We start from the raw sequence: 21,368 nt of genomic DNA, 5'->3' as shown, positions 1-21,368 counted from the left end.
AGAGCGACGGTGAGCGCGCGAGAGGGTCTGGACCAGACCCGTTATCTTTGCGAGACAACGGTGACCGGTCCAGACCCTCTCAGTTCACCTTGGCCGAACCCTGGCCGGACGGTTACCGATCAGCTTCCAGTTGCCGACTTCCAGGCGTCGATGTACTCGTCGAGGTTGGTGGAGATGTCGTTCCAGTCCGGCTCGAAGATCTCGACTCCCTCGATGAGCTTGTTCAGCTCGGCGGCGTTGGCGTCGGTCGCCTTGATGTCGGTGCGGGCCGGGAAGCCGCCGCCGACCTCGCTGACCTGCTTCTGCGCGCCCTCGGCGAGCATGAAGTCGAGGAGCTTCTTGCCGTTCTCGGTGTGCGGGGCCTTGTTGACCAGGCCGGCGGCGTAGGGCAGCGCGAAGGTGGTCGGCTTGCCGCCGTCCTTCGCCGGGAACCAGATGCGGAGGTTCGGCATGGACCTGGACTGCGCGAAGTTCATCTGTACGTCGCCGTTGGCGACCAGGATCTCGCCCTTGTCGACCTTGGGGGCGAGCTTGGAGGTCGAGGAGGACGGGCCGACGTTGTTGGCCTGGAGCTTCTTCAGGTAGGCCATCGCCGGCTCCTTGCCGCCGAAGTCGTGCATGGCCTTGATGACCACGGCGGTGCCGTCGCCGGCGACGCCGGGCGTGGAGTACTGGAGCTTGTCCTTGTACGAGGAGTCCAGCAGGTCTTCCCACGTCTTGGGGGCGTCCGCCGCCGCGAGTTCCTTCTTGTTCTGGATGAAGCCGAAGTAGTTGTTGACGACCGAGGTCCACTTGCCGTCGGCGGCCTTGTTGCCGTCGGCGACCTTGTTGCCGTCGGCGACCTTGTTGCCGTCGGCGACCTTGTTGCCGTCGGCGACCTTGTCGGCACCCTTGGGCGCGTACTTCTGCAGCAGTCCCTTTTCGTCGGCCTGCTGGATGAACGGCGGCAGGGTGACCATGACATCGGCCTGGGTGTTCGACTTCTCGCGGGCGGCGCGCTGCACCATCTCGCCGGAGCCGCCCTCGACGTACTTGACCTTGATGCCGGTCTTCTTCTCGAAGTCCTTGAAGACCTGGTCGTACCAGCCGTCGCCGTTCTCGCCCTTGAGGCCGTCGGCGCTGTAGACGGTGACGATCTTCTCGTCGGAGGCTGCGGAAGTGCCGCCGCAGGCGGTGAGGGTCGCGGCGAGGGCGAGGCTGCCGGTGACGGCGGCGATCGGCTTGATCTTGATGAGGTTGCGGTCCATCACGTCTTGCATCTCCTTGGGGAGGCTGTGTCAGGGAGGCTGTGTCAGGGAGGGAGGGCGTGTGGCAGGAGGTCGTGTCAGCGGAATGCGGCCTTGGTGCGGATGCGGGACACCGCGAGGAGCACGAGCAGCGTCGTACCCATGAGGACCACGGCGACGGCCGATCCGGTGAACAGGGAGCCACGGTCGGTGGCGGTGAAGATCCGGACCGGGAGCGGCATCCAGTCGGGCGGGTAGAGCATCATCGTGGCGCTCAGCTCGCCCATGGACAGCGCGAAGCAGAGCCCGGCGGCCGCGTTGAGGGACGGCAGCAGGAGCGGGAGCTTCACCTTCCACAGGACGTACGAGGGGCGGGCGCCGAGGGAGGCGGCTGCCTGCTCGTAGGCCGGATCCAGACGCAGGATGGCGGCCGAAACCGACTGGTAGGCAAACGCCGTGACAAGAACGGTGTGCGCGAGGATCACGATCCAGCGCGTTCCGTTCAGGAGCATCGGCGGCTGGCTGAACGCGACGAGGACGGCGAGGCCGACGACCACCGAGGGCACGGCGACCGGCAGCATGAACAGGGCGTCCAGGATTCGCTTTCCCCGGTTCTTCAGCGCGGCGGCGCTCAGCGCCGCCCAGCTGCCGACGCTCAGCGCGAGAACGCTGGCGGTCAGCGCGGTGACCAGGCTGGTGGTGAGTGCCTGGAGGGATTCACCGCGTACGGCGGAGGCGTAGTTCCGGGTGGTGGGGCCTGACGGGAAGGCGCCGGACCAGTTGGTGGACAGGGATGCGGCCAGGATGACCAGGAGGGGCAGGGCGAAGAGGGGGACGAAGAGCACGAGGAAGACGCCCCAAGTCGCCCACTTTCCCGTACGGCTATGCACCAACACGTCGGCTCACCACCCGGTAGAGGCTGTAGAGACCCACGGAGATCGCGATGTTGACGACGGCGACGACGCAGGCCGCGGGGTAGTCGGATTCGAGGATCGCCTTGCTGTAGACGAGCATCGGCAGGGTCGTGACGCCCTTCGCCCCGGTGAAGAGCACGATGCCGAACTCGTTGAGGCACATGACGAGGACCAGGGATCCGCCGGCCGCAAGGGCCGGCAGCGCCTCGGGGAGGATCACCTGCCGGACGATGCGGGCGGGCCTGGCGCCCAGCGACGACGCGACCTCCAGCTGTGCGGTGTCGAGCTGCGAGAACGCGGCGAGCAGGGGCCGCATCACGAAGGGCGTGAAGTACGTGATCTCGGCGAGGAGCACGCCCCACGGGGTGGTGAGGAAGTGGAAGGGGCCCTCGGCGGCGCCGGTGACGTCCGTCCACAGGCCGTTGGCCATCCCGACCGTGCCGTAGATGAACAGCAGGGCGAGGGTGATCAGGAAGGACGGGAAGGACAGGAAGACGTCGATGAACTTCGCGACCGCCTTGCCGCCGGGGAAGGGCACGAAGGCGATGACGAGGGCGAGTACGAACCCGAGGGCCAGGCACCCTACGGTCGATCCGACGGCGAGCCACACCGTGGTGGACAGTGCCTCGCGGAAGGCCTCGGAGGCGAACACCTCGGCGTACGGCTCGACGGAGGTGCCGCCCTCGTCGGGGGTGAACGACTGCTGGAGGACGAGGGCCAGCGGGTAGAGGAAGAACAGCGCGAGCACGCCGACGGGCGGCAGCGCCCAGACCCACCGCGGCACTGCGCGGGTTGGGCGCGGCGCGGGGGGCGGCCCGGGTGCGTTGCCCTGAGCCTGAGCGGGCTGGCCGGTGGTCGCATGCCCTGTGGTCGTATGCCCGGCGCTTGTGGTGTGCGCGGGCGTGGCGGCGGGGACGGGGGCTGCGAGGGGGCCGGCGGCCGGGCTCGGGCCGGTGGCGCTCAGGTGGGACGGATTCGCGCTAGCCATGGGTCACCCCCGCCCCCAGCAGCACCGCGTCGTCGGACGCGAAGTGCACCGTGACCTCGGCGCCCAGCTCCGGCGTCTCGCGCAGCTCGCGCAGGTCCGCCTTCAGCCGGTGGCCGGCCACGTCGACGTACAGCCGGTGGGTGGAGCCGCGCCACTGGACCTCGGCGATGGTGCCGCGCAGGGCGTTGGGGCCCTCGCCGAGGCCGACGAGGTGCGGGCGTACGCACACCGTGGCCGTCGCCCCGCTCGCCGCGCCGCCGGTGGCGATCCTCAGCGGCGTACCGGCGAAGGAGACGCCGTCGGCGCCGGGGCCGACGGTGACCGGCAGCAGGTTCGCGTTGCCGACGAAGGACGCGGTGAACTCCGTCGTGGGGCGGCGGTACAGCTGCTGCGGGGTGCCGCAGTCCTGGAGCCGGGCCTTGTCCATGACGGCGATACGGTCCGCGAGGGTCAGCGCCTCGACCTGGTCGTGGGTGACGTACAGGATCGACACGTCGGGCAACTCGCGGTGCAGGCGGGCGAGTTCGGTCAGCATGCCGGACCTGAGCTGCGCGTCGAGCGCGGACAGCGGCTCGTCGAGGAGCAGCACGCGTGGCCGGATGGCGAGTGCGCGGGCGATGGCGACGCGCTGCTGCTGGCCGCCGGACAGCTCGCGCGGATGGCGCTTGGCGTACGCCGCCATGCCCGTCATCTCCAGCGCCTCGGCGACCCACCCCGGTATCTCGGACTTGGGGGCCTTCTGCGCTTTGAGGCCGAACGCCACGTTGTCCTCGACGCGCAGATGCGGGAAGAGCGCGTACTGCTGGACGACCATTCCGATGCCGCGTCGGTGCGGCGGGAGCCTGGTCACGTCGCGGTCGCCGATGAGGACCCGCCCGGATGCGGGCTGGACGAAGCCGGCGACGGCGCGCAGGGCGGTGGTCTTGCCGGAACCGGAGGGGCCGAGCAGGGCCATGACCTCGCCGGGCTCGACGGTCAGGTCGAGCGAGTCCAGGACGGTGTTCTCACCGTGCCTCCCGTACGCGACCGAGACGCTGTCGAAGCGTATGCCGCTGGTCATCGCCCCTCCCCCGCCAGCAGGTCGGGCAGCTCCCCGACGGAGCCGAGGACGTGCGTGGCGCCGTGGGCGAGGAGCCGGTCGCGGTCGTGCGCGCCGGTCAGGACGCCGGCGACGACGCTCGCGCCGGAGCGGACGCCGCTGAGCATGTCGTACGACGTGTCGCCGGCCACCGCGATCTCCCGCACCCCGTCGGCCGCCCCGGTGCGCAGCAGCGCGGCGAGCACCATGTCCGGGTACGGACGGCCGCGGCCGCCGGCGTCGGCCGGGCAGAGCGTCAGCTCGACCAGGTCCTGCCAGCCGAGGGCGGCGAGGATCGCGTCCTGGGTGACGCGGGCGAACCCGGTGGTCAGAACCACCCGGCGGCCCTGCGCGCGCAGTTCCTCGATGGCTTCGCGGGCACCGGGGACTGGCGCGACGTGGCCGGCGTCGACGAGGCCGGCGTACGCCTCCTCGAAGGCGGTGTTGGCGAGCTGGGCCTTTGCCTCGCCGTCGTCGCCGCTGAAGAGGTGGCGGAAGACGGAGATCTTGGACTCGCCCATGGTGGCGCGTACGTAGTCGAGCTTCTCGGCATGATCGGCCGAGCCCGGCTCGACGCCGAGGCGCTGGGCGGCGGCGGAGAAGGCCTGCTCGACGAGGCCGCCGTCGGCGACGGTGGTGCCGGCCATGTCGAGCACGACCAGCTTGATCGTGGGAGTCCCGGGCGTCGCCGGTGTCGTCTGCGTCGTCTGCGTCATCGTGGTCACCAGTTCAGTTCGTCGGCGGTCGTTTCTGCGATGGCCGGGGAGCACGTCATTCCGCGTCCGCCGGGCCCGGTCACCAGCCACACGCCTTCGCGCACCTGCTGGCGGTGCACGACGCGGCTTGTGTCGGTGCACTGCGCGTACACACCCGCCCAGCGGTGCCGGACCTTCGGCAGCGGCCGGCCGAGGAAGGACTCGGCGACCCGGGCGACGTGGTCGTACGGCTCCTCGACGACGTCGAAGGCGAAGGGGTGCTCGTACTCGTGGGTGTCGCCGATGGTCAGTCCGCCGCCCCGGCGCTGGACCATGAGCAGCTGCATCTTGTGCGCGGCTGCGGCCGGCTCCTGGGCCTGCCCGGTGTTGAGTGCGTTGAGTGCGTCGCCGGCGTAGGCGGGGTAGTAGCGGAAGCTGTCGGCGTCGGCGACGGAGGTGGTGAGGGCCTCACCGAGGGGTTCGGTCTGCATCATCTGGAGGCGGACGCGGCGGACGGGCAGGTCGGGTACGAGCTCCTTGACGAGCCCGCCGAGCCAGGCGCCCGTACAGAGGACGACCACATCGCCGGTGTGCACGTCGCCGTGGTCGTCGCGGACGGCGTTCTCGCCGATGACTTCCCGCACCTCGCGGCCGGGGACGAAGGTGTAGCGGCCGGACTTCAGCAGTGCCTGCTTGAGCGCGAGCTGGCCGGTCCGGGGCTCCACGGCGGCGTCGCGCTCGCACCACAGAGCGGCGTCGAAATCGCCGCGCAGGGCGGGGTTGACGGCGCGGGCTTCGGCGGCGGTCAGCAGCTTGTAGCCGCGGGCGGGCGCGTCGGCGCGGGCCACGGCGGCCTCGGCGACGGCCAGCTCCAGGTCGCCGCGGACGGGCGTCAGCGAGCCGATGGCCCGGAAGCCCAGCTCGGGGACGCGCGCCCCGATGCCCTCCCACAGCTCGCGGGCGCGCAGGGCGGTGTCCAGCTCCTCACCGCCCGCTCGGCCGCTGACCCATATCTGGCCGAAGTTGCGCAGGCTCGCGCCGCGGGCTTCGGTCTCTCGCTCGATCTGGACGACCTCGTGGCCGCGTTCCACTGCGTGCCAGGCGTGCATGGTTCCCACCACGCCGGCTCCTACGACTATGACTCTCACGCCGTTCACGCTCCTGGGAGTGGGTGACCCGAACCAATCCACATGGCGACGTCCCGGTGAACAGCCCCGCAATCTTGGCCCAGACCTGTTATCGTTTCGTTACTAAACTGCCCCGGTTTGCCCGCAACTGCCACCCCTCCCCGTGCGCTGCCCGCGCTCTACCCGCGCCCTTCCAGCCGCACCGTGAAGCTGAACCTGTCCCCCCGGAACAGCGTCCGCACCCGCTCCAGCGGTCGGCCCGCGAGGTCCCGCGACACCCGGTGGATCAGCAGCATCGGAAGCGCCGGCGGCGTACCGATCAGGAGCGCTTCCCGGGGAGTGGCGAGCACCGTCTCGATGCGCTCGTCCGCGCTGCCGAAGGTCACCCCGACGCGGTCGGAGAGGTAGGCGTAGAAGGACGAGTCCGGCTCGAAGTCGAGGTCGAGGCGCGGGACACGGGAGACGGCGACGTACGTACTCTCGACGCCCACCCGCTCGTCGTCCGCGAGCAGTACCCGTTCCATGTGCCACAGCGGCTCACCCGCCTCGATCCCCACGTCGGGCGCGAGCGCGGCGGGGCACGGCACCCGGTCGAGGCCGACGAGATTGCGGCCCGGTCGCCGGTCCTGGCGGCGTACGCCCTCGGTGTAGCTCGCCAGCGCGAGCGGCTGCTCCAGCTTCGGCCCGGCGACGACCGTGCCGCGCCCCTGGCGTCGGATGCGCCCCTCCAGGAGCAGCTCGCGCAGGGCCTGGCGTACGGTCTCGCGGGACACCTCGTAGCGTACGGCGAGGTCGCGTTCGGTGGGCAGCAGCCGTTCTCGCCCAACTGGTCGAGCAGGGCCGCGACATGCGCTTTGACGGCGTAGTACTTGGGTACGCGGCCGTGCTCCGGAATGCCGGATCGGACCGGTGCGCCGGGGATCTGGTCGTGGGCGTTCGGGTAGTCCTTCGGGTAATCCACCCATGGATGTTCCCAGATGACCATGAACGCGGGTCTCCGCCCGCGCTGCCTTACGGCCTGGTGCGCGATAGGGGACGGGCCCGCGACGCCGGCTATCGCGCACCAGGCCGTTAGCGCTGCGGCCCGCGCCCGCGCACGCGCCCACCCCTGCGCGCTCCGACGACGAGGGCGGTGCCGCTGAGCAGCATGGCACCGGCGACGGCCGCGAGAACGGCCTCGCGGTCCGGGCCGGTTCGGGCGAGGGCGGGGGGCGGCTCGGCGGGGTCGCCGGGCGGGGGGCGGTGCGATCCGTCGGCGGGGCGGTCGGGGTCGGAGCCGGTGGGCGCGTCGGGGGCCGTGGACGGGGCGGGTGCTGTGGACGGGGCGGGTGCTGTGGACGGGGCGGGGGCCGTGGACGGGGCGGGTGCTGTGGGCGGGGCGGGTGCTGTGGGCGGGGCGGTGGGGGGCCCTGTGCCGGTGCTCTCGTCCAGGCGGGGGTCGGTATCCGCACCCGTATCCGTATCCGTACCGCTGTCCGAATCAGGGTCCCCGTCGGCGTCCGGCGTCACGTCCGGGTCGACATCCGGCTCCACGTCGGCGTCCGAGTCGGCATCGGCGTCGGCATCGGCGTCGGCGTCGGCATCGGCATCGGCATCGGCGTCGGCATCGGCATCGGCGTCGGCGTCGGCGTCGGCGTCGATGACTGTGAACCGGTAGCCGTTCGACTCACCGACCCACTCACCGTCGTCCGCCTGTCGCTGGACGACCGCGGCGTTGGCGACGGCCCGGGTGGGAGCCGTACCGGAGTCGAAGGCGAGGCGCACGTTCACGGTGAGAGTGCGGTCGCCGATGACAGTGAAGCCCGGGAAGCGGGGGAAGTCGCCCGCGAGAACACCGATGTGCTCGTCTTCGTCGGTCGTTTCGAGGGGTACGGCGATCCATCGCCCGGTGCCGTCGTCGAACTCCAACTTCACGTCGTCCGCCCGCAGTTCCCGCCCCTGCCCGCGTCCTCGGTCCACGAGGACGACGACCGGGTGGATGTTGTGACAGGTCTTGTCCGTGGTGTTGGTCAGCTCCAGCGACCAGTGCGCCGCCGGGCCGCCCGGCGCGTAGTTGCCGGGGCCGCCGCGCAGGCGGGTGGTGAGGGGGAAGTCGGCGGAGTCGGCGTCACCGCAGGACGGCTCCTGTTCGGCGGGAGCGCCCGGATCGGCCGACGCGCCGCCCGCACCGGCCTGGGCGCCGGCCTGGGAACTGACCGCCGGCGCGGCAGCCAGCACGGCTGCCGCGGCTCCGAGAGTGAGGGCTCGGCGCACTCGCATGAGAGGAGGCCTTTACGAGTCGGGTACGGACCGGGGTCCCCCAGTCACCAGTCATACGGACCGTGACGCTGCCACGCCCACACACCCACTCATGACCGCCACGACGCACGCGCACCCATTTAATCTGAATAATCCTCCCAACGGCCCACTCCGCCGGGGAACACCACGTCCGCGTGGCCGAAGAGCGGCGCCAGGACCAGTTGCGCCGCGCCGTCCGCGACGGTGCGGGCGTCGCCCGACACCGCTGCGACCGGTACGGCGGGGCCGCCGCCGTCGCGACGCCGGGCCGGCTCCGCGAGTACCGCGCCCACGCCTCGTACGAACACGTCCTCCGCCGCGGCGACGACGCGCCCCCCGAGCAGCACCCGGTCGATGTCGAGCAGCCCGACGAGATTCGCGGCGCCGGTTCCCAGCACGCGCGCCGCCTCCGCCATGTCGCCCCGCGCGATGGCGGCGAGGCAAAGCGCCTCCACGCAGCCACGTCCGCCGCAGGGGCACGGGGGGCCGTCCAGCTGGAGGGTCTGGTGCCCGAACTCGCCCGCCCCGGTGCGCGCCCCCCGGTACAGCGCCCCACCGAGCACGAGCCCGGCGCCGAGTCCGGTCCCGAGGTGGAGGTACGCGAAGGAGTCGCCGGCGATACGAGCCCGGAGGGTCAGCCCCAGGGCGGCCGCGTTCGTGTCCTTGTCCACGACGACGGGCAGCGCGAGCCGCGCCGCCAGCACATCGCGCAACGCGAACCCGTCCCACTGCGGAAACCCGGTCACCCGGCGCAGCACCCCCCGCCGGTGATCCAGCGGCCCCGGCACGGCGACCCCGGCCCCGAGTACGCGCCCCGCACCGGGGGCCTGACCGGGGGCCCGGGAGATCGCCCCCAGCGCGGCGACCAACCGCACCACCCCCTCGACCACCACCCCCGCGCCCGCCCCGAAGTCCTGCTCCGCCCGCCGCACCGCGACGGTCTCCCCCGCCAGGTCCACCAGGACGGCCGTCACCTCGTCGCGGTCCAGGTGCACCCCGACCGCGTACCCCGCCTCCGGAACCAGCCGCAGCACCGTCCGCGGCTTGCCGCCCGTCGACGCGCGCCGGCCCGCCTCCTCGGCCAGCCCCTCCGTCCGCAGCCGCGCGGTGATCTTGCTGACGGCCTGCGGCGTGAGCTCGGTGCGTTCGGCGAGCTCCAGGCGGCTGATGCCGGCCTCGCCCGCCGTGCGCAGCAGGTCGAGCACCAGCGCCGCGTTGTGGCTGCGCAGCGCCGGGAGATTCGCGCCCGTATTACTCCTGTTCACGCGCCCATTGTCCACCGCGCTTGCACTTTGGCAACAGCGTTGTTTAAGTGGGAGTCATGACTGGCACCGGCACCCACGCCCCCCTGCGCGTCGGACTCGTGGGCTACGGCCTCGCAGGCTCCGTCTTCCACGCCCCGCTCATCGCCGCGACCGACGGCCTCGTACTCGACACGGTCGTCACCTCGAATCCGGAACGGCGGGAGCGGGCCCGCGCCGAGTTCCCCGGCGTCCGCTTCGCGGCCTCGCCCGACGAGCTGTGGGGGGCGCGCGCCGACGAACTCGACCTGATCGTGATCGCCTCGCCCAACAAGACCCACGTCCCGCTCGCGACCGCCGCCCTGAACGCGGGCCTGCCGGTCGTCGTGGACAAGCCGGTCGCCGGCACGGCCGCCGATGCGCGCGAACTCGCCGCGCTGGCCGCCGGGCGCGGCCTGACGCTCTCCGTCTTCCAGAACCGCCGCTGGGACAACGACTTCCTCACCCTCAAGCACCTGATCGACGCCGGTGAGCTGGGCGACGTACAGCGCTTCGAGTCGCGCTTCGAGCGGTGGCGCCCGCAGCCGAAGGGCGGCTGGCGCGAGTCGGGCGACCCGGCGGAGATCGGCGGGCTGCTGTACGACCTCGGCAGCCATGTTGTAGACCAGGCGCTGGTCCTCTTCGGCCCGGCGACGCGGGTGTACGCCGAATCGGACGTACGCCGCCCGGGCGCGGAGGCCGACGACGACACCTTCATCGCGATCACGCACGTCGGCGGGGTCCGTTCGCACCTCTACGTGAGCGCGACCACCGCCCAGCTCGGCCCCCGCTTTCGCGTGCTGGGTTCGCGCGCGGGATACGTGAAGTACGGCCTGGACCCCCAGGAGGCCGCCCTGCGCGAGGGCCGGCGCCCGGCTGCGGGCGCGGACGGGAACTGGGGCGAGGAGCCGGAGGCGGCGTGGGGCCGCCTGGGCGCGGGCGAGTCCCCGCTGACGGGCGGCGGCAGCCCGGTACCGACGCTGCCGGGTGCCTACCCGGCGTACTACGCGGCGGTCGCCACCGCCGTACGCGAGGGCACGGCCCCGCCGGTCACCGCCGAGCAGGCGGCCGCGACGCTCGACGTACTGGAGGCGGCGCGCCGCTCGGCCCGCGAGGGCGTGGCGGTGGATGTGGTCGGGGCCGGGGCCGGGGCCGGGGCCGGGGAGAGCGCGTCATGACCGACGAGCCCACCACCGCCGAACTGATCGCGCAAGAGCGACGCCTGACGCTCCACCACTTCACCTACGACGACGCCTGGACGCTCGGCGGCATCCTGGTCGAGCTGGCCCGCGCCCGCCAGGCGCCGGTGGCCATCGACATCCGGCGCGGGGCGCAGCAGCTGTTCCACTGCGCGCTGCCGGGGTCGAGCGCGGACAACGACGCGTGGATCGACCGCAAGCGGCGCGTGGTCGAGCGGTACGCGGAAAGCTCGTACCTGGTCGGGACGCGCTTTCGCGCCAAGGGGACAACGTTCGAGGCGTCGTCGCGCCTGGACCCGGACGTGTACGCGGCGCACGGCGGGGCGTTCCCGATCACGGTCGAGGGCGCGGGCGTCATCGGCACGGTGACGGTCTCCGGCCTTCCCCAGGCGGAGGACCACGCCCTGGTGGTCGAAGCGCTGGAACGCCTGGCGTCGTAACCCCAGGGTGTACGGCCTGCGGCCGAGCGTCCTCAAACGCCGGACGGGGCTGGATTGCCCCACCCTGCGCAGTCACCGGAGAACCGAGGCAGAGCCCCGCCGACCGCCCGAACAACCCACCCCCGGGCCACCAATCCAGCCCGTCCGGCGTTTGAGGACCGGGGTTGGGGGCGGAGCCCCCACGCGCCCCGCACCACGCGCCCCGCACCCCGCACCCCCCGCTACGCGCCCTTGAGCACCTGCCGCTGACGCCCGAGCCCGTCAATCTCCAGCTCCACCACATCCCCCGCCCGCAGATACGGCTTCGGCTCCGCCTGCCCCATGGCAACCCCCGCCGGCGTACCCGTATTGATCACGTCACCCGGGTACAGCGCCATGAACTGGCTGACGTACCGCACCACTTCCCCCACCGGGAAGATCTGCTCCGCAGTCGTGCCGTCCTGCTTCAGCTCGCCGTTGACCCACAGCTTCAGGCCCAGCGCCTGCGGGTCCGCGACCTTGTCGGCCGTCACGAGCCACGGCCCCAACGGGTTGAACGTCTCGCAGTTCTTGCCCTTGTCCCACGTACCGCCGCGCTCGATCTGGAACTCCCGCTCGGAGACGTCGTGCGCGACCGCGTACCCCGCGACATGGGCGAGGCCGTCCTCGGCCGAGTCCAGGTACCGGGCGGTACGGCCGATCACGACGGCCAGCTCGACCTCCCAGTCGGTCTTGCTACTGCCGCGCGGCACGAGCACGGTGTCGTCCGGCCCGACCACCGTGTCCGGCGCCTTGAAGAAGATGATCGGCTCGTCCGGTATCGCCGCGCCCGTCTCGGCCGCATGGTCGTGGTAGTTCAGCCCGATGCACACGATCTTGCCGATACGGGCAAGCGGCGGCCCGATGCGGGTCCCGGCCGCGTCGTCGATCACCGGCAGCTCACCGGCGGCGGCAGCCGCCCGTACCCGGCCGAGGGCAGCCTCGTCGGCGAGCAGCGCGCCGTCGATGTCCGCGACAAGGCCCGACAGATCCCTCAGGGTCCCGTCCTGGTCGAGCAGCGCCGGTCGTTCGCCTCCCACCGTCCCTACACGCAGCAGCTTCATGGTCAGTCTCCTCTGGTCGAGTGTCGCGCCCGCGGCCCCGGCCGATGGGTGCGGCCATCGGAGGATTGGCTGATCCTCCAAGGTCTTGGCCCGGTCCGCAAGGCATGCTCACGGAGTGGGCAGCGATCACCCGCCGACGAACCCGTGCGCCCGCAGGAACCGCGGCGCGGCCTCGTCCGCCGTCCGGTAGAGCTTGCGATGGGTGTGCACGACCGCTCCGCCGGAGAGGTAGGCGGCGGAGTTGTACCTGCGCAGACGGCCGTCCTCGTGGAAACCGGCCAGGACATCCGGGCCGAGACCGGACAGGGCCGCGAGGCGCGGGTCGTCGGCGCTGATCGACTCGTCGCCGCCGACACCGCCGAGGTCGTAGCCGTGCAGGCTGAGTTCGGGAAAGACGACCAGGTCGGCGTAGTCCTCCGCGGCCATGCGGACGGCCTTGTGAGCCGTCTCGAAGTCGGCCTCCACCTTGCCCAGCTCGCAGTCGGTCTGCGCCAGTGCGATGCGCATTCGCCCTACCTCTCTCCACAGTGCGCGAGGCGTGTCGCCGCGGCCGCCGGCCTTTCGTGAGCTGCGGTTCTACGGGGTCGAGGGGCGGTTCGCAAGCGGCGTTGCTTCACCGGCAACTGTCAGGTCCCGGTAGAGGCAGGCCCGCTCGACGGCGCTCCAGGTCATGCTGGTGACGACGTACAGCGCCGCGGCCAGCGGTACGACCGCCACCGTGATCAGCGTCGCGAACGACATCAGCGGCATCACCTTGGCCATGGACTCCGACTATCCGACGACCGACACAGTCGTCCCGACGGAGGCGAACGTCCAGATCGCCCCGCCGTCGTCGGCACGCGCCCGGATGCCACCGGTCTTGGTGCCGGCCGAGGGCTCCGGGGACGATCCGTCCACGGCGTTGGAGAAGGCGATGGAGATGCCGTCCTTGATGGCGAAGTAGACGACGTTCTCGATCGTCACCCCGTCCGACCCCGTGCCGCCCTCCCGCCGGAACCCGACCGTGTACGACCCCTCGGCCGGGTTCACCGTGCCGGGCCAGACGGTGAAGGTCCGGCGCAGGCCGTCGGAGGCGTCGACGAGCCAGACCCGCTTCTGCCCGACCGAGTACACGACACGCCTGCCCTCGCCCGACCCGGCGGGAACCGGCGTCTGCGGCTTCTCGCTCGGCGCGGCCGACTCGGCCCCCGATTCGGACTCGCGCGCACCCGAAGGCGAGGAGTCCCGCGAAGTGTCGGCCGCCTTCCTCGGCGGGGCCGACCGTTCCGCCTGTACAGCCACGACGGCGACGATCGCCAGAGCGATCACAGTCAGAGCGGTGACCCAGCTCCACGAGGGCAGCCGACGGGCTTGCACGGGGGCGATTCTCCTCAACTCTTGCACCGGAAGGGGCGCCGCGGCCCAGCAGCCGGCACAAGGCTTGCACTACTCAGAAAGTGTGAGCATCGTACTCCCACCCGCAAGGCGACCGCGGAGCCGGCATCCCCCCGTAGCCCCCATCGCAAACGACGGACGAGCCCACACCCGCGATCGAGCCGCGCTCTCTCACCGGCACCCCGTACAGCAGTACGGTGTGGACCATGCGCCCCGACACGCCTGCCGATCACGCCGATCACACCGCCGAAGCCGAGCGTCTGCTGCGCGCCGCAGCGCAGTTCCCCGAGGACCAGGAACCCCTGTACCTTCAAGCCGCCGCCCACCTGGAGCTGGCAGGCGACCGCGCCCGCGCGGCCACGCTCTACGACCAGCTGCTGGCGAAGCCCCTGGACACCCCGTTCCTCACCAAAGCCCTCAAAGCGGCCAACCTGTGGGAGTACGGCCACGAGGCGGAGGCACGCGCGATCATCGACGGCATCCGCGCCGCGGCCCCGCGCGAAGCAGCCCCGTGGGAGGTCATCGCGGAGGCCCTCGAATCCCACGACGAGCTCCAGGCCTCCCACGACGCCTTCACCACCGCGGTGACCCTCCTCATCGACCCGTCCGAGGAGATCCCGTACGCCGCCCTGTCCCTCCTGACCGGCCGCCATCGCGTACGCCGCATGCTGGGCCTGCCGCACGACGACTGGGACGCGATGGCGGACCGCGCCCACGCCGGCACGATCGCCCTGGACGAGCTGCACGACCCGAACCGGCTGTGGGCGCTCGGCTCCTCGGACCCGGCCGAACTCCAGGCAGAGATCACGCGCCTGCGCGCCGAACTGGGCACGTACCGCACCGCGCTGTCCCGCCCCTTCCCGGTGGCGATGCTGCACTGGCCGGAGGACGAGCTGCGCGAACTCCTCACGGATTACCCCTCCCTCACCTCGGACTACCCGACCCCCGCCGCGCACCTGGACTCCATCGAGGCATCCCTGCGGGACCTGTCCGCCACGGGCACCCAGAACCTGGGCATCGTCCGCGGCACGGTCCCCTCCTACGAGGCGTTCGCCGCGTCGGAGCAGTCCTCCCCCGCCGACGCCTCCCTCCTCCCCCAGTACGCCACCACCCTCGCCGCCCGAGGCCGAGCCACCCCCTGGCCCCCACCCCGCAACGCCCCCTGCTGGTGCGGCTCGACCACCCCCTACCGCGACTGCCACGGATTGCCCGACCCATCCTGAGAGCGAGCAACGTAAGGCAGCGGTTGGACGGCCCTCCGGCTCTAGGCTCCGTTGTCGGTGGCACCTGCTACTACTCAAAGGTCGACTCAGCAGGAGGGCCACAGCGTGACCGAAGCCATCAGCGCGTCTCAGCAAGCCACGGGAATCTACGAGCAGTTGGTTACGCTGCGGCTCACCCAACGGCTTCAGGACCTCGAAGTCAGAGGGCTGCATGCAATCGACGGCCAGGTCGGGCCCGAGTCAGCGCCACACGTGCTCGCGCGGCACGTGGCTGACACCGTCCGCCGAGTGCTGCAAGACCTCCCGGCTGACGAGCGTGTCCACGCTGCCAACCACATCCTTGAGTCGCTGAACACGCTTGAGGGGGCCCAGGAGTGGGTTGATCTGATCGCGGATGGACCACGCCAACTGCTCGCCATCGCAGAGCAGGAAGCCCCCGGCGTCTACGCCATCAGGCCCGCTACCCCGCTCTCCGAGACTGCGCTGATCACCAATTCCCCCGAGGACCCCAATCTCGGATTCGAACTCCGCGCCGAGCTCGCCACTGCGGACCGAGTCGATCTACTCTGTGCCTTTGTGAAGTGGCACGGTCTGCGGGTCCTGGAGCAATCGCTCAGGTCAGCCCGCGACCGAGGCGTACGCATCCGCCTGATCACCACGACCTACATCGGCGCCACCGAGCGCCGCGCACTCGACCGACTCGTTCGTGAGTTCAACGCCGAGGTGAAGGTCAACTACGAGCTTCGTTCCACCCGCCTCCACGCCAAGGCGTGGCTCTTCCGCCGCGAGAGCGGCTACGACACGGCCTATGTCGGCAGCTCCAATCTATCTAAGGCCGCCCTCCTTGACGGCCTGGAGTGGAACGTCCGCCTTTCGTCCGTAGCAACCCCCGCCGTGATGAGGAAGTTTGAGGCAACCTTCGACTCCTACTGGAGCGAGCCTGCCTTCGAGAAGTACGACCCTGATCACGACGCCCAACGCCTGGACGAAGCCCTGATGCAGGCTGGCGGAACGGGGAATCACGCGCGCCGCACTCTCACTCTCTCCGGCCTAGAGGTCCGTCCACATCCCTACCAGCGCGACATGCTTGAGCGGCTTGAAGTCGAGCGTACGGTCCATGACCGGCACCGCAATCTGCTCGTCGCGGCGACCGGCACCGGAAAAACGGTGATGGCTGCTCTGGACTACAAGCAGCTCCGCCGAAAGCTTGGGCGTGATCTCCGGCTGCTCTTCGTGGCTCACCGCAAGGAGATCCTGGAGCAGTCTTTGCGTACCTACCAAGACGTGCTGGTTGACGCGAACTTCGGGGAACTCCTCGTCGGTGGCGAGATCCCGGACACCTGGACGCATGTGTTCGCCAGCGTCCAGTCCCTCAATGCCCGCAAGCTGGACCGGCTCTCCCCCGACCACTTCGACGTCATCGTGATCGACGAGTTCCACCACGGAACCTCACCGACCTACCGCAAGATCCTGGACCACTTCCTACCTCAGGAACTGCTGGGCCTGACGGCCACGCCTGAGCGCATGGACGGTCTCAACATCCAGGACGAGTTCTTCGACGGTCGTATCGCTGCCGAGATGCGCCTGTGGGAAGCCCTGGAGAACGAGCTCCTCAGCCCGTTTCACTACTTCGGCGTCACCGACAACACCGATATGAGTGCGATCACTTGGAAGCGGGGGGCGTACGACGCCACAGCGCTCAGCAACCTCTTCACTGGCAACGACGCCCGCGCCCGGCTCGTCGTACAGGCCGTACGGGACAAGGTCACCGACCCGGGAACCATGAGGGCACTCGGCTTCTGCGTCTCCGTGGCACACGCCCATTTCATGGCCGACTTCTTCCGGCGGGCTGGCCTCAACGCCGTGGCACTCTCCGGCGAAACACCCAGCGCAGAGCGCAAGTCCGCACTGGACGAGCTGCGAGCCGGCACGCTCCAAGTGATCTTCTCCGTTGACCTGTTCAATGAGGGGCTCGACGTCCCGGACGTCGATACCTTGCTCCTGCTCCGCCCAACCTCCAGCGCTACCGTGTTCCTTCAGCAGCTCGGCCGAGGGCTCCGCCGTAGCGAAGGCAAGGCCGTACTCACAGTCCTGGACTTCATCGGACAGCACCGCAAGGAGTTCCGGTTCGAGGAACAATTCCGGGCACTGACTAACCTCACTCGCAACCGACTGCTCGCGAACGTCGAGCACGACTTCCCACAACTGCCCTCCGGGTGCCAGATCATCCTTGAGTCCAAGGCCAAGGAACTGATCATCGAGAACATCCGCAGCCAGATCAGCATCAACGTCACCCAGCTCGCCCGCGAGGTGGCTACCTACGGGGAGCCTCGCCTCGCCGAGTACCTCAAGGAGAGCGGCCGAGAGGTCAAGGAGCTCTATCGCGGCAACGGCAACTCCTGGACGGGCCTCCTCCGCCGAGCCAAGCTCCTCACCTCACTCGTGCCGGAAGGCGAAGAAGCCCTTCTGAAGCGGGTCTCAGCGTTCCTCCACATCGACGACCCGCTCCGCGCGACGAGCTACTCACGGCTACTCACCGACGAAGCTCCGACGTACGACGAGCTGAGCGAGCAAGACCAGGCCTTCGCCCGCATGTTCTTCTTCTCGCTCTGGCCGCTCGGCGGCGACTTCGCCAGCTACCAGGATGGCTACGACACGCTGCGCCCCCAGGTGGCATTCCGCAGCGAACTCCGCCAGGTCCTCGCCCACGTTCTCGACCAGGTGGACCACGTCGCCATCCCCTTGCTCGGGGACCATGCCGGCTTGCCGTTGAGCGTTCATGCGTCGTACAGCCGCGAGGAGATCCTCCCAGCCTTGGGCCAGTCATTCATCGGCGGCTTTATGCCCGCCCACTTCCGCGAAGGCGTCAGGTGGTGCGAGAGCATCCAGACCGACGCGCTGCTGATCACACTTGAGAAGGACGAGAAGGACTTCTCCCCGGAGACCCGATACAAGGACTACGCGATGAGCGACAGCTTCTTCCACTGGGAGTCACAGAATCAGACCTCAGAGACCTCCCCGACCGGCCTCCGCTACCAGACCCACAAGGAGAACGGCTCCCACGTCCTCCTCTTCGTCCGCCGCTACAAGAAGACAGACACCGGCGGCCCCCAGCCCTGGATGCTGCTCGGCTCTGCCCAATACGTTGAGCACAGGGGAAGCAAGCCGATGGCCATTACTTGGAAACTTGAACGTGAGCTCCCCGCTGACGTACTGACCTACTCAGCGATCACAGCCTGATTCGCTGGAGCCCTGGCACCTGTGTCGGAATTGCCACGTGCACTAGACGGTCGGGTCCATCTACTTTTTATCCAGGACCTCATCCACCTTCTTGAACCCTTTGAGGACTTCCTTCACCGTAAGCAGCTCCAAACTCGGATCACTTTGGATCGTGTGTCGGGAACGACGCCGCCCCGCCCGGAGCAGCGTCCGGACGGGGCAGCGCGTCGGTAGCGCGTCAGCCGCGAAGCGGTGGGTCAATCTCTGCCGGGAGGGGGCCGGGAGGGGGCCGGGAGTGAGGCGGGGCGCGCAGTCCGGGCAGGCGTACGGCGTCACCCCGGGGCCGCTCGCACGCTCGATGTAGCGCACGGCAACAGGGGCGAGCGTCAGACGCTCGCAGCGGCAGCAAGCAGTGGCGCTCATGCTCCCACCGCCACCCTGTGGACGATCACGTAATTCCCCGGGCTCAGCGTCACGTAATTCCCCAGGTCCTGGCCTCGTCCATGTCTACTTGATCGAGGGCTTGTTTGTCTTGTCGGTGACGCCTGCGCGGGGCCGCTTGTTGGGGCGGTAGCTGGGACCGTTCATGATCACCTGATGGCTGGTGTTGATGAGCCGGTCCAGGAGGGACTCGGCGACGACGGGGTTGGGGAAGAGCGGATACCAGTCGCTCGGCGCCCTGTTGCTGGTCAGGATCAGCGACCGGCCCTGCCGCTCGGAGACCAGCTCGTAGAGGTCGTCGGCCTGGGCCGCGGTCAGCTGGCGCATCGCGAAGTCGTCCAGGATGAGCACGTCGGGCCGTACCAGTTCGCGCAGTCGGCGGTCCCAGGTGCGGTCCGCGTGGCCGCCGGCCAGGTCGGCCAGAACCCGGCTGGTCTTGGCGAAGCGGACGTTGGCGCCCTGGCGGATCGCCATATGTCCGAGTGCCTGGGCGACGTGTGTCTTCCCAACGCCGACCGGCCCGAACAAAATTACGGACTCGCCGGTGTGCAGCCAGCGCAGTGCCGCAAGGTCGCGGACCTGGGCCGCGGGTATCTTCGGGGAGGCCGCGAAGTCGAACTCCTCCAAGGTGACCTGCTGCTCGAACTTCGCCCGGGTCAGGCGCCGTTGGAAGGCGACGGTCTCCCGGCGGGTGATCTCGTCCTGGCAGAGGATCTGGAGGAACTCCAGGTGGCCGAGCTCGCCGCCGTGGGCCTGCGAGAGGCGGGCGTCGAGAGTTTCCAGCATGCCCGAGAGCTTCAGCGCGCGAAGCGCGTCCCGCAGGGCGGTGTCCATGATGCTCATCACGCCACTCCTTCTTCGTGACGGTGGTCATCACGGTCGTCGTTCGTCATGTCGGGGGGTGTCGCGGTCGCGAAGAGCCGCTGAGGTCCGTGCAGGAAGGCGGCGGCTCCGCCATCGCCGGAGGATTCGGGGGCCGGCTCGGTCTCGGTGCCGGCGACGAGGATGCCCTTGATCGTGCGATAGGACGGGTCGCCGACCAGGGTCGCCTTGGCGCAGGCGGCCTCCAGCCTGCCCTCGCCGTACTTCTTGCGCAGGCCGAGGATCCCCTGGGCGGCGCGGAGCCGATAGAGCGCGTTGACCTCCAGCAGCCCATCGACCACCTCGCGGCAGGCCGTGCCGACCTGCGCGGACTGGGTCCGGCACCAGGTCGGGGTCCGCATGTGGAAAGCGATCTTCTCCGGCGGGTAGTCGCTGGCATGGGTGCGCTTGCCCTGCTCAAGTGCCCCGTGGGTCTTGACCAGTTCGCCGTCGTGGAAGACCTGCACGAAGGTCGCGGTCGAGCGGACGTCGACCCGCTTGCCCATCAGTTTCCACGGCACCGAGTAGAGGGTGCGGCCGGCCTTGATGTGAATGTCCGGGCCGACGGTGGCCGTCGACCACTTCGCGAGCACGAACGGGGTCTTCGGCAGCGGCAGCAGCGTGGACGCCTCGACGGCCTCGAAAACCGAGGCCGGGGCGGCCCCGCCCAGCGGGCGGCACTGCCGCTGACCGGCGACTTCGGTGCACCACCGGATGGCCTCGGCCTGCATCTGCTCGAGCGAGAAGAACTCCCGGCCCCGCCACCAGGAATCACGTATATAGGGCATAGGGCGCTCGACGCGCGGTTTATCTTTTGGCTTCAGAGCGCGGGCTGGATCTACCAACGCACCGTAATGGGCCGCGAGTTCGGCATACGCTTTGTTGATTTTAGGGTCGTAGAGGTCGGGCTTGTCCACCCCGGTCTTCAGGTTGTCGGGCACCAGCCGCTGCGGGACGCCGCCGAAGAATCTGAAGGCTTCGACGTGGGATTCGGTCCAGGAGTGCTGGTCCAGGTGGATCACCGGGCGGACGAACATGTGCCGCGAGCACGGCAGCACCATCACGAACGCCCAGATCCGGTGCCGCTTCCCGCTCCGCGGGTTGATCCACTGGCCAAGGAAGCCGTAGTCGATCTGAGCCTCCAGCCCCGGCTCGATCTCGTCGCGCAGGACCGTGACCTGAGAGCGACGGGTCTCCTCGGGCAGCGTCGCCGATATCCACCGCCGAAGCGACGACACCGAAACCACCAACTCGTTCTCGTCCCGCAGCCGTTGGTGGATCGTGGCGACGGTCACCGTCCCCAGCAGGCTCTTGATGTAATCACGGTGCTTGTCGATCTCGGGCCAGGTCACCTGCCGCAACCGGGCATCGGCGAGCTCGGGGAACCAGCCCTTGATCAGAGAGGCCCAGTCCTCCGCGGCCATCGCCGCCCCGCCCGGGGCCATCCCGGCGGCCTCCGCCGGGGCCAGGTACTTCCTGATCGTCTTGCGGTCCAGTCCCAGCGACGCGGCCAGCTCGCTCTTGGAGCGGCCCGCGTACCAGTGGACATAGATCTCGGTCACATCGACCACGTTGAACGTTCTCCTTGCCATCGTGCGCTTCCCTCGACCTCGAACCACTGATCGAGGAAGCGTCCGTCATCTCGACGGCCAGGACCACTACCCGCTGCGTCCGTCGTCCCCATGGGGAATTACGTGACCGCGGGGGTGGGGAATTACGTGACGCGGAACCCGCCTCACCTGGGGAATTTCGTGATCGCTCACACACCCGGACCGTACGACCGTCGGGGCAAACGCGCACCCCGTGAATCGTGGCCGGGCCTACATCTATCCCGCGTAGTGCCCAGCGGCGTTCCGCCTGCGCACGGCGCTCTGGATCGTCCGGCCGCTTCCGGGGCAGGGCCATGACGTAGGGGCGTACCGGGTCGGCCGTATTCCACGAACG

At 69.8% G+C, this 21,368-nt stretch carries 17 protein-coding genes and 2 pseudogenes; 4 read left to right on the top strand and 15 right to left on the bottom strand.

Annotated elements, in window-relative coordinates; all coding sequences use genetic code 11:
* Positions 1 to 119: 119 nt before the first annotated feature.
* From ACU6WZ_RS18505 to ACU6WZ_RS18465, 9 genes and pseudogenes are all read right to left on the bottom strand, one after another.
* Positions 120 to 1,247: a 2-aminoethylphosphonate ABC transporter substrate-binding protein gene (locus tag ACU6WZ_RS18505; RefSeq protein ID WP_447034120.1), complete on the bottom strand. Its 1,128-nt coding sequence runs from the start codon at positions 1,245 to 1,247 to the stop codon at positions 120 to 122.
* 77 nt (positions 1,248 to 1,324) lie between these two features.
* On the bottom strand, positions 1,325 to 2,122 hold the full coding sequence (locus ACU6WZ_RS18500) for an ABC transporter permease (RefSeq protein WP_447029147.1): 798 nt from the start codon (positions 2,120 to 2,122) through the stop codon (positions 1,325 to 1,327).
* Positions 2,109 to 3,128, bottom strand: coding sequence for a 2-aminoethylphosphonate ABC transporter permease subunit (locus ACU6WZ_RS18495; RefSeq protein ID WP_447029146.1), 1,020 nt, complete (start codon positions 3,126 to 3,128; stop codon positions 2,109 to 2,111). The genes ACU6WZ_RS18500 and ACU6WZ_RS18495 overlap by 14 nt, the downstream gene beginning before the upstream one ends.
* Complete coding sequence (locus ACU6WZ_RS18490; protein ID WP_447029145.1) at positions 3,121 to 4,188, bottom strand: ABC transporter ATP-binding protein; 1,068 nt, start codon at positions 4,186 to 4,188, stop codon at positions 3,121 to 3,123. Before ACU6WZ_RS18490 ends, ACU6WZ_RS18495 begins: the two co-directional genes overlap by 8 nt.
* On the bottom strand, positions 4,185 to 4,922 hold the full coding sequence (locus ACU6WZ_RS18485) for a phosphonatase-like hydrolase (protein ID WP_447029144.1): 738 nt from the start codon (positions 4,920 to 4,922) through the stop codon (positions 4,185 to 4,187). The genes ACU6WZ_RS18490 and ACU6WZ_RS18485 overlap by 4 nt, the downstream gene beginning before the upstream one ends.
* Before the next feature lie 5 nt (positions 4,923 to 4,927).
* The gene (locus tag ACU6WZ_RS18480; RefSeq protein ID WP_447029143.1) at positions 4,928 to 6,049 is read right to left on the bottom strand and encodes a TIGR03364 family FAD-dependent oxidoreductase; all 1,122 of its coding nucleotides are present in this window, start codon (positions 6,047 to 6,049) and stop codon (positions 4,928 to 4,930) included.
* 158 nt (positions 6,050 to 6,207) lie between these two features.
* Positions 6,208 to 7,013 (bottom strand): annotated as a pseudogene (locus ACU6WZ_RS18475) (GntR family transcriptional regulator).
* A gap of 86 nt (positions 7,014 to 7,099) precedes the next feature.
* On the bottom strand, positions 7,100 to 8,287 hold the full coding sequence (locus ACU6WZ_RS18470; protein ID WP_447029142.1) for a hypothetical protein: 1,188 nt from the start codon (positions 8,285 to 8,287) through the stop codon (positions 7,100 to 7,102).
* A gap of 119 nt (positions 8,288 to 8,406) precedes the next feature.
* Positions 8,407 to 9,570 (bottom strand): ROK family transcriptional regulator, encoded by a 1,164-nt coding sequence (locus ACU6WZ_RS18465; protein WP_447029141.1) that lies wholly within the window; start codon positions 9,568 to 9,570, stop codon positions 8,407 to 8,409.
* 56 nt (positions 9,571 to 9,626) lie between these two features.
* Between ACU6WZ_RS18465 and ACU6WZ_RS18460 the strand changes: the two genes are divergently transcribed.
* Complete coding sequence (locus ACU6WZ_RS18460) at positions 9,627 to 10,763, top strand: Gfo/Idh/MocA family oxidoreductase (RefSeq protein ID WP_447029140.1); 1,137 nt, start codon at positions 9,627 to 9,629, stop codon at positions 10,761 to 10,763.
* The gene (locus ACU6WZ_RS18455; RefSeq protein WP_447029139.1) at positions 10,760 to 11,224 is read left to right on the top strand and encodes a heme-degrading domain-containing protein; all 465 of its coding nucleotides are present in this window, start codon (positions 10,760 to 10,762) and stop codon (positions 11,222 to 11,224) included. The genes ACU6WZ_RS18460 and ACU6WZ_RS18455 overlap by 4 nt, the downstream gene beginning before the upstream one ends.
* A gap of 221 nt (positions 11,225 to 11,445) precedes the next feature.
* On the opposite strand, the gene ACU6WZ_RS18450 is transcribed toward ACU6WZ_RS18455, so the two are convergent.
* From ACU6WZ_RS18450 to ACU6WZ_RS18435, 4 genes and pseudogenes are all read right to left on the bottom strand, one after another.
* Positions 11,446 to 12,306 carry a fumarylacetoacetate hydrolase family protein gene (locus tag ACU6WZ_RS18450; protein WP_447029138.1) on the bottom strand — a complete coding sequence of 287 codons (861 nt, stop codon included), beginning with the start codon at positions 12,304 to 12,306 and terminating at the stop codon, positions 11,446 to 11,448.
* 126 nt (positions 12,307 to 12,432) lie between these two features.
* Positions 12,433 to 12,813, bottom strand: coding sequence for a nitrilase-related carbon-nitrogen hydrolase (locus ACU6WZ_RS18445; RefSeq protein WP_447029137.1), 381 nt, complete (start codon positions 12,811 to 12,813; stop codon positions 12,433 to 12,435).
* Positions 12,814 to 12,882: 69 nt separating this feature from the next.
* Positions 12,883 to 13,071, bottom strand: a pseudogene (locus ACU6WZ_RS18440) (hypothetical protein); the annotation flags it as partial.
* Positions 13,072 to 13,077: 6 nt separating this feature from the next.
* Positions 13,078 to 13,662, bottom strand: a complete 585-nt coding sequence (locus ACU6WZ_RS18435; protein WP_447029136.1) for a hypothetical protein — start codon at positions 13,660 to 13,662, stop codon at positions 13,078 to 13,080.
* A gap of 224 nt (positions 13,663 to 13,886) precedes the next feature.
* Here ACU6WZ_RS18435 and ACU6WZ_RS18430 point away from each other — a divergent pair, with 224 nt between their 5' ends.
* Together ACU6WZ_RS18430 and ACU6WZ_RS18425 are read left to right on the top strand one after the other, a co-directional pair.
* Positions 13,887 to 14,903 (top strand): SEC-C metal-binding domain-containing protein, encoded by a 1,017-nt coding sequence (locus tag ACU6WZ_RS18430; protein ID WP_447029135.1) that lies wholly within the window; start codon positions 13,887 to 13,889, stop codon positions 14,901 to 14,903.
* Positions 14,904 to 15,008: 105 nt separating this feature from the next.
* The gene (locus ACU6WZ_RS18425) at positions 15,009 to 18,143 is read left to right on the top strand and encodes a DEAD/DEAH box helicase (RefSeq protein ID WP_447029134.1); all 3,135 of its coding nucleotides are present in this window, start codon (positions 15,009 to 15,011) and stop codon (positions 18,141 to 18,143) included.
* Between the two features lie 486 nt (positions 18,144 to 18,629).
* On the opposite strand, the gene istB is transcribed toward ACU6WZ_RS18425, so the two are convergent.
* Both istB and istA read right to left on the bottom strand, forming a co-directional pair.
* The gene (gene istB, locus ACU6WZ_RS18420) at positions 18,630 to 19,406 is read right to left on the bottom strand and encodes an IS21-like element helper ATPase IstB (RefSeq protein WP_447028588.1); all 777 of its coding nucleotides are present in this window, start codon (positions 19,404 to 19,406) and stop codon (positions 18,630 to 18,632) included.
* Entirely contained in the window at positions 19,406 to 20,995 is a 1,590-nt protein-coding gene (gene istA, locus ACU6WZ_RS18415; protein ID WP_447033763.1) for an IS21 family transposase, read from the bottom strand. The genes istB and istA overlap by 1 nt, the downstream gene beginning before the upstream one ends.
* Positions 20,996 to 21,368 lie beyond the last annotated feature (373 nt).

Source organism: Streptomyces hypolithicus (assembly GCF_052934925.1).
The sequence above is the reverse complement of the archived record's forward strand: the minus strand, read 5'-3'. Positions and strand labels throughout refer to the sequence as shown.

What these genes read in the sequence shown, in the direction of transcription:
- ACU6WZ_RS18450 (WP_447029138.1), bottom strand. Translation starts at nt 12,306, where the DNA reads ATGAAGCTGCTGCGTGTAGGGACGGTGGGAGGCGAACGACCGGCGCTG.
- ACU6WZ_RS18485 (WP_447029144.1), bottom strand. Translation starts at nt 4,922, where the DNA reads ATGACGCAGACGACGCAGACGACACCGGCGACGCCCGGGACTCCCACG.
- ACU6WZ_RS18460 (WP_447029140.1), top strand. Translation starts at nt 9,627, where the DNA reads ATGACTGGCACCGGCACCCACGCCCCCCTGCGCGTCGGACTCGTGGGC.
- ACU6WZ_RS18505 (WP_447034120.1), bottom strand. Translation starts at nt 1,247, where the DNA reads ATGGACCGCAACCTCATCAAGATCAAGCCGATCGCCGCCGTCACCGGC.
- ACU6WZ_RS18495 (WP_447029146.1), bottom strand. Translation starts at nt 3,128, where the DNA reads ATGGCTAGCGCGAATCCGTCCCACCTGAGCGCCACCGGCCCGAGCCCG.
- ACU6WZ_RS18430 (WP_447029135.1), top strand. Translation starts at nt 13,887, where the DNA reads ATGCGCCCCGACACGCCTGCCGATCACGCCGATCACACCGCCGAAGCC.
- ACU6WZ_RS18470 (WP_447029142.1), bottom strand. Translation starts at nt 8,287, where the DNA reads ATGCGAGTGCGCCGAGCCCTCACTCTCGGAGCCGCGGCAGCCGTGCTG.
- ACU6WZ_RS18445 (WP_447029137.1), bottom strand. Translation starts at nt 12,813, where the DNA reads ATGCGCATCGCACTGGCGCAGACCGACTGCGAGCTGGGCAAGGTGGAG.
- ACU6WZ_RS18490 (WP_447029145.1), bottom strand. Translation starts at nt 4,188, where the DNA reads ATGACCAGCGGCATACGCTTCGACAGCGTCTCGGTCGCGTACGGGAGG.
- istB (WP_447028588.1), bottom strand. Translation starts at nt 19,406, where the DNA reads ATGAGCATCATGGACACCGCCCTGCGGGACGCGCTTCGCGCGCTGAAG.
- ACU6WZ_RS18455 (WP_447029139.1), top strand. Translation starts at nt 10,760, where the DNA reads ATGACCGACGAGCCCACCACCGCCGAACTGATCGCGCAAGAGCGACGC.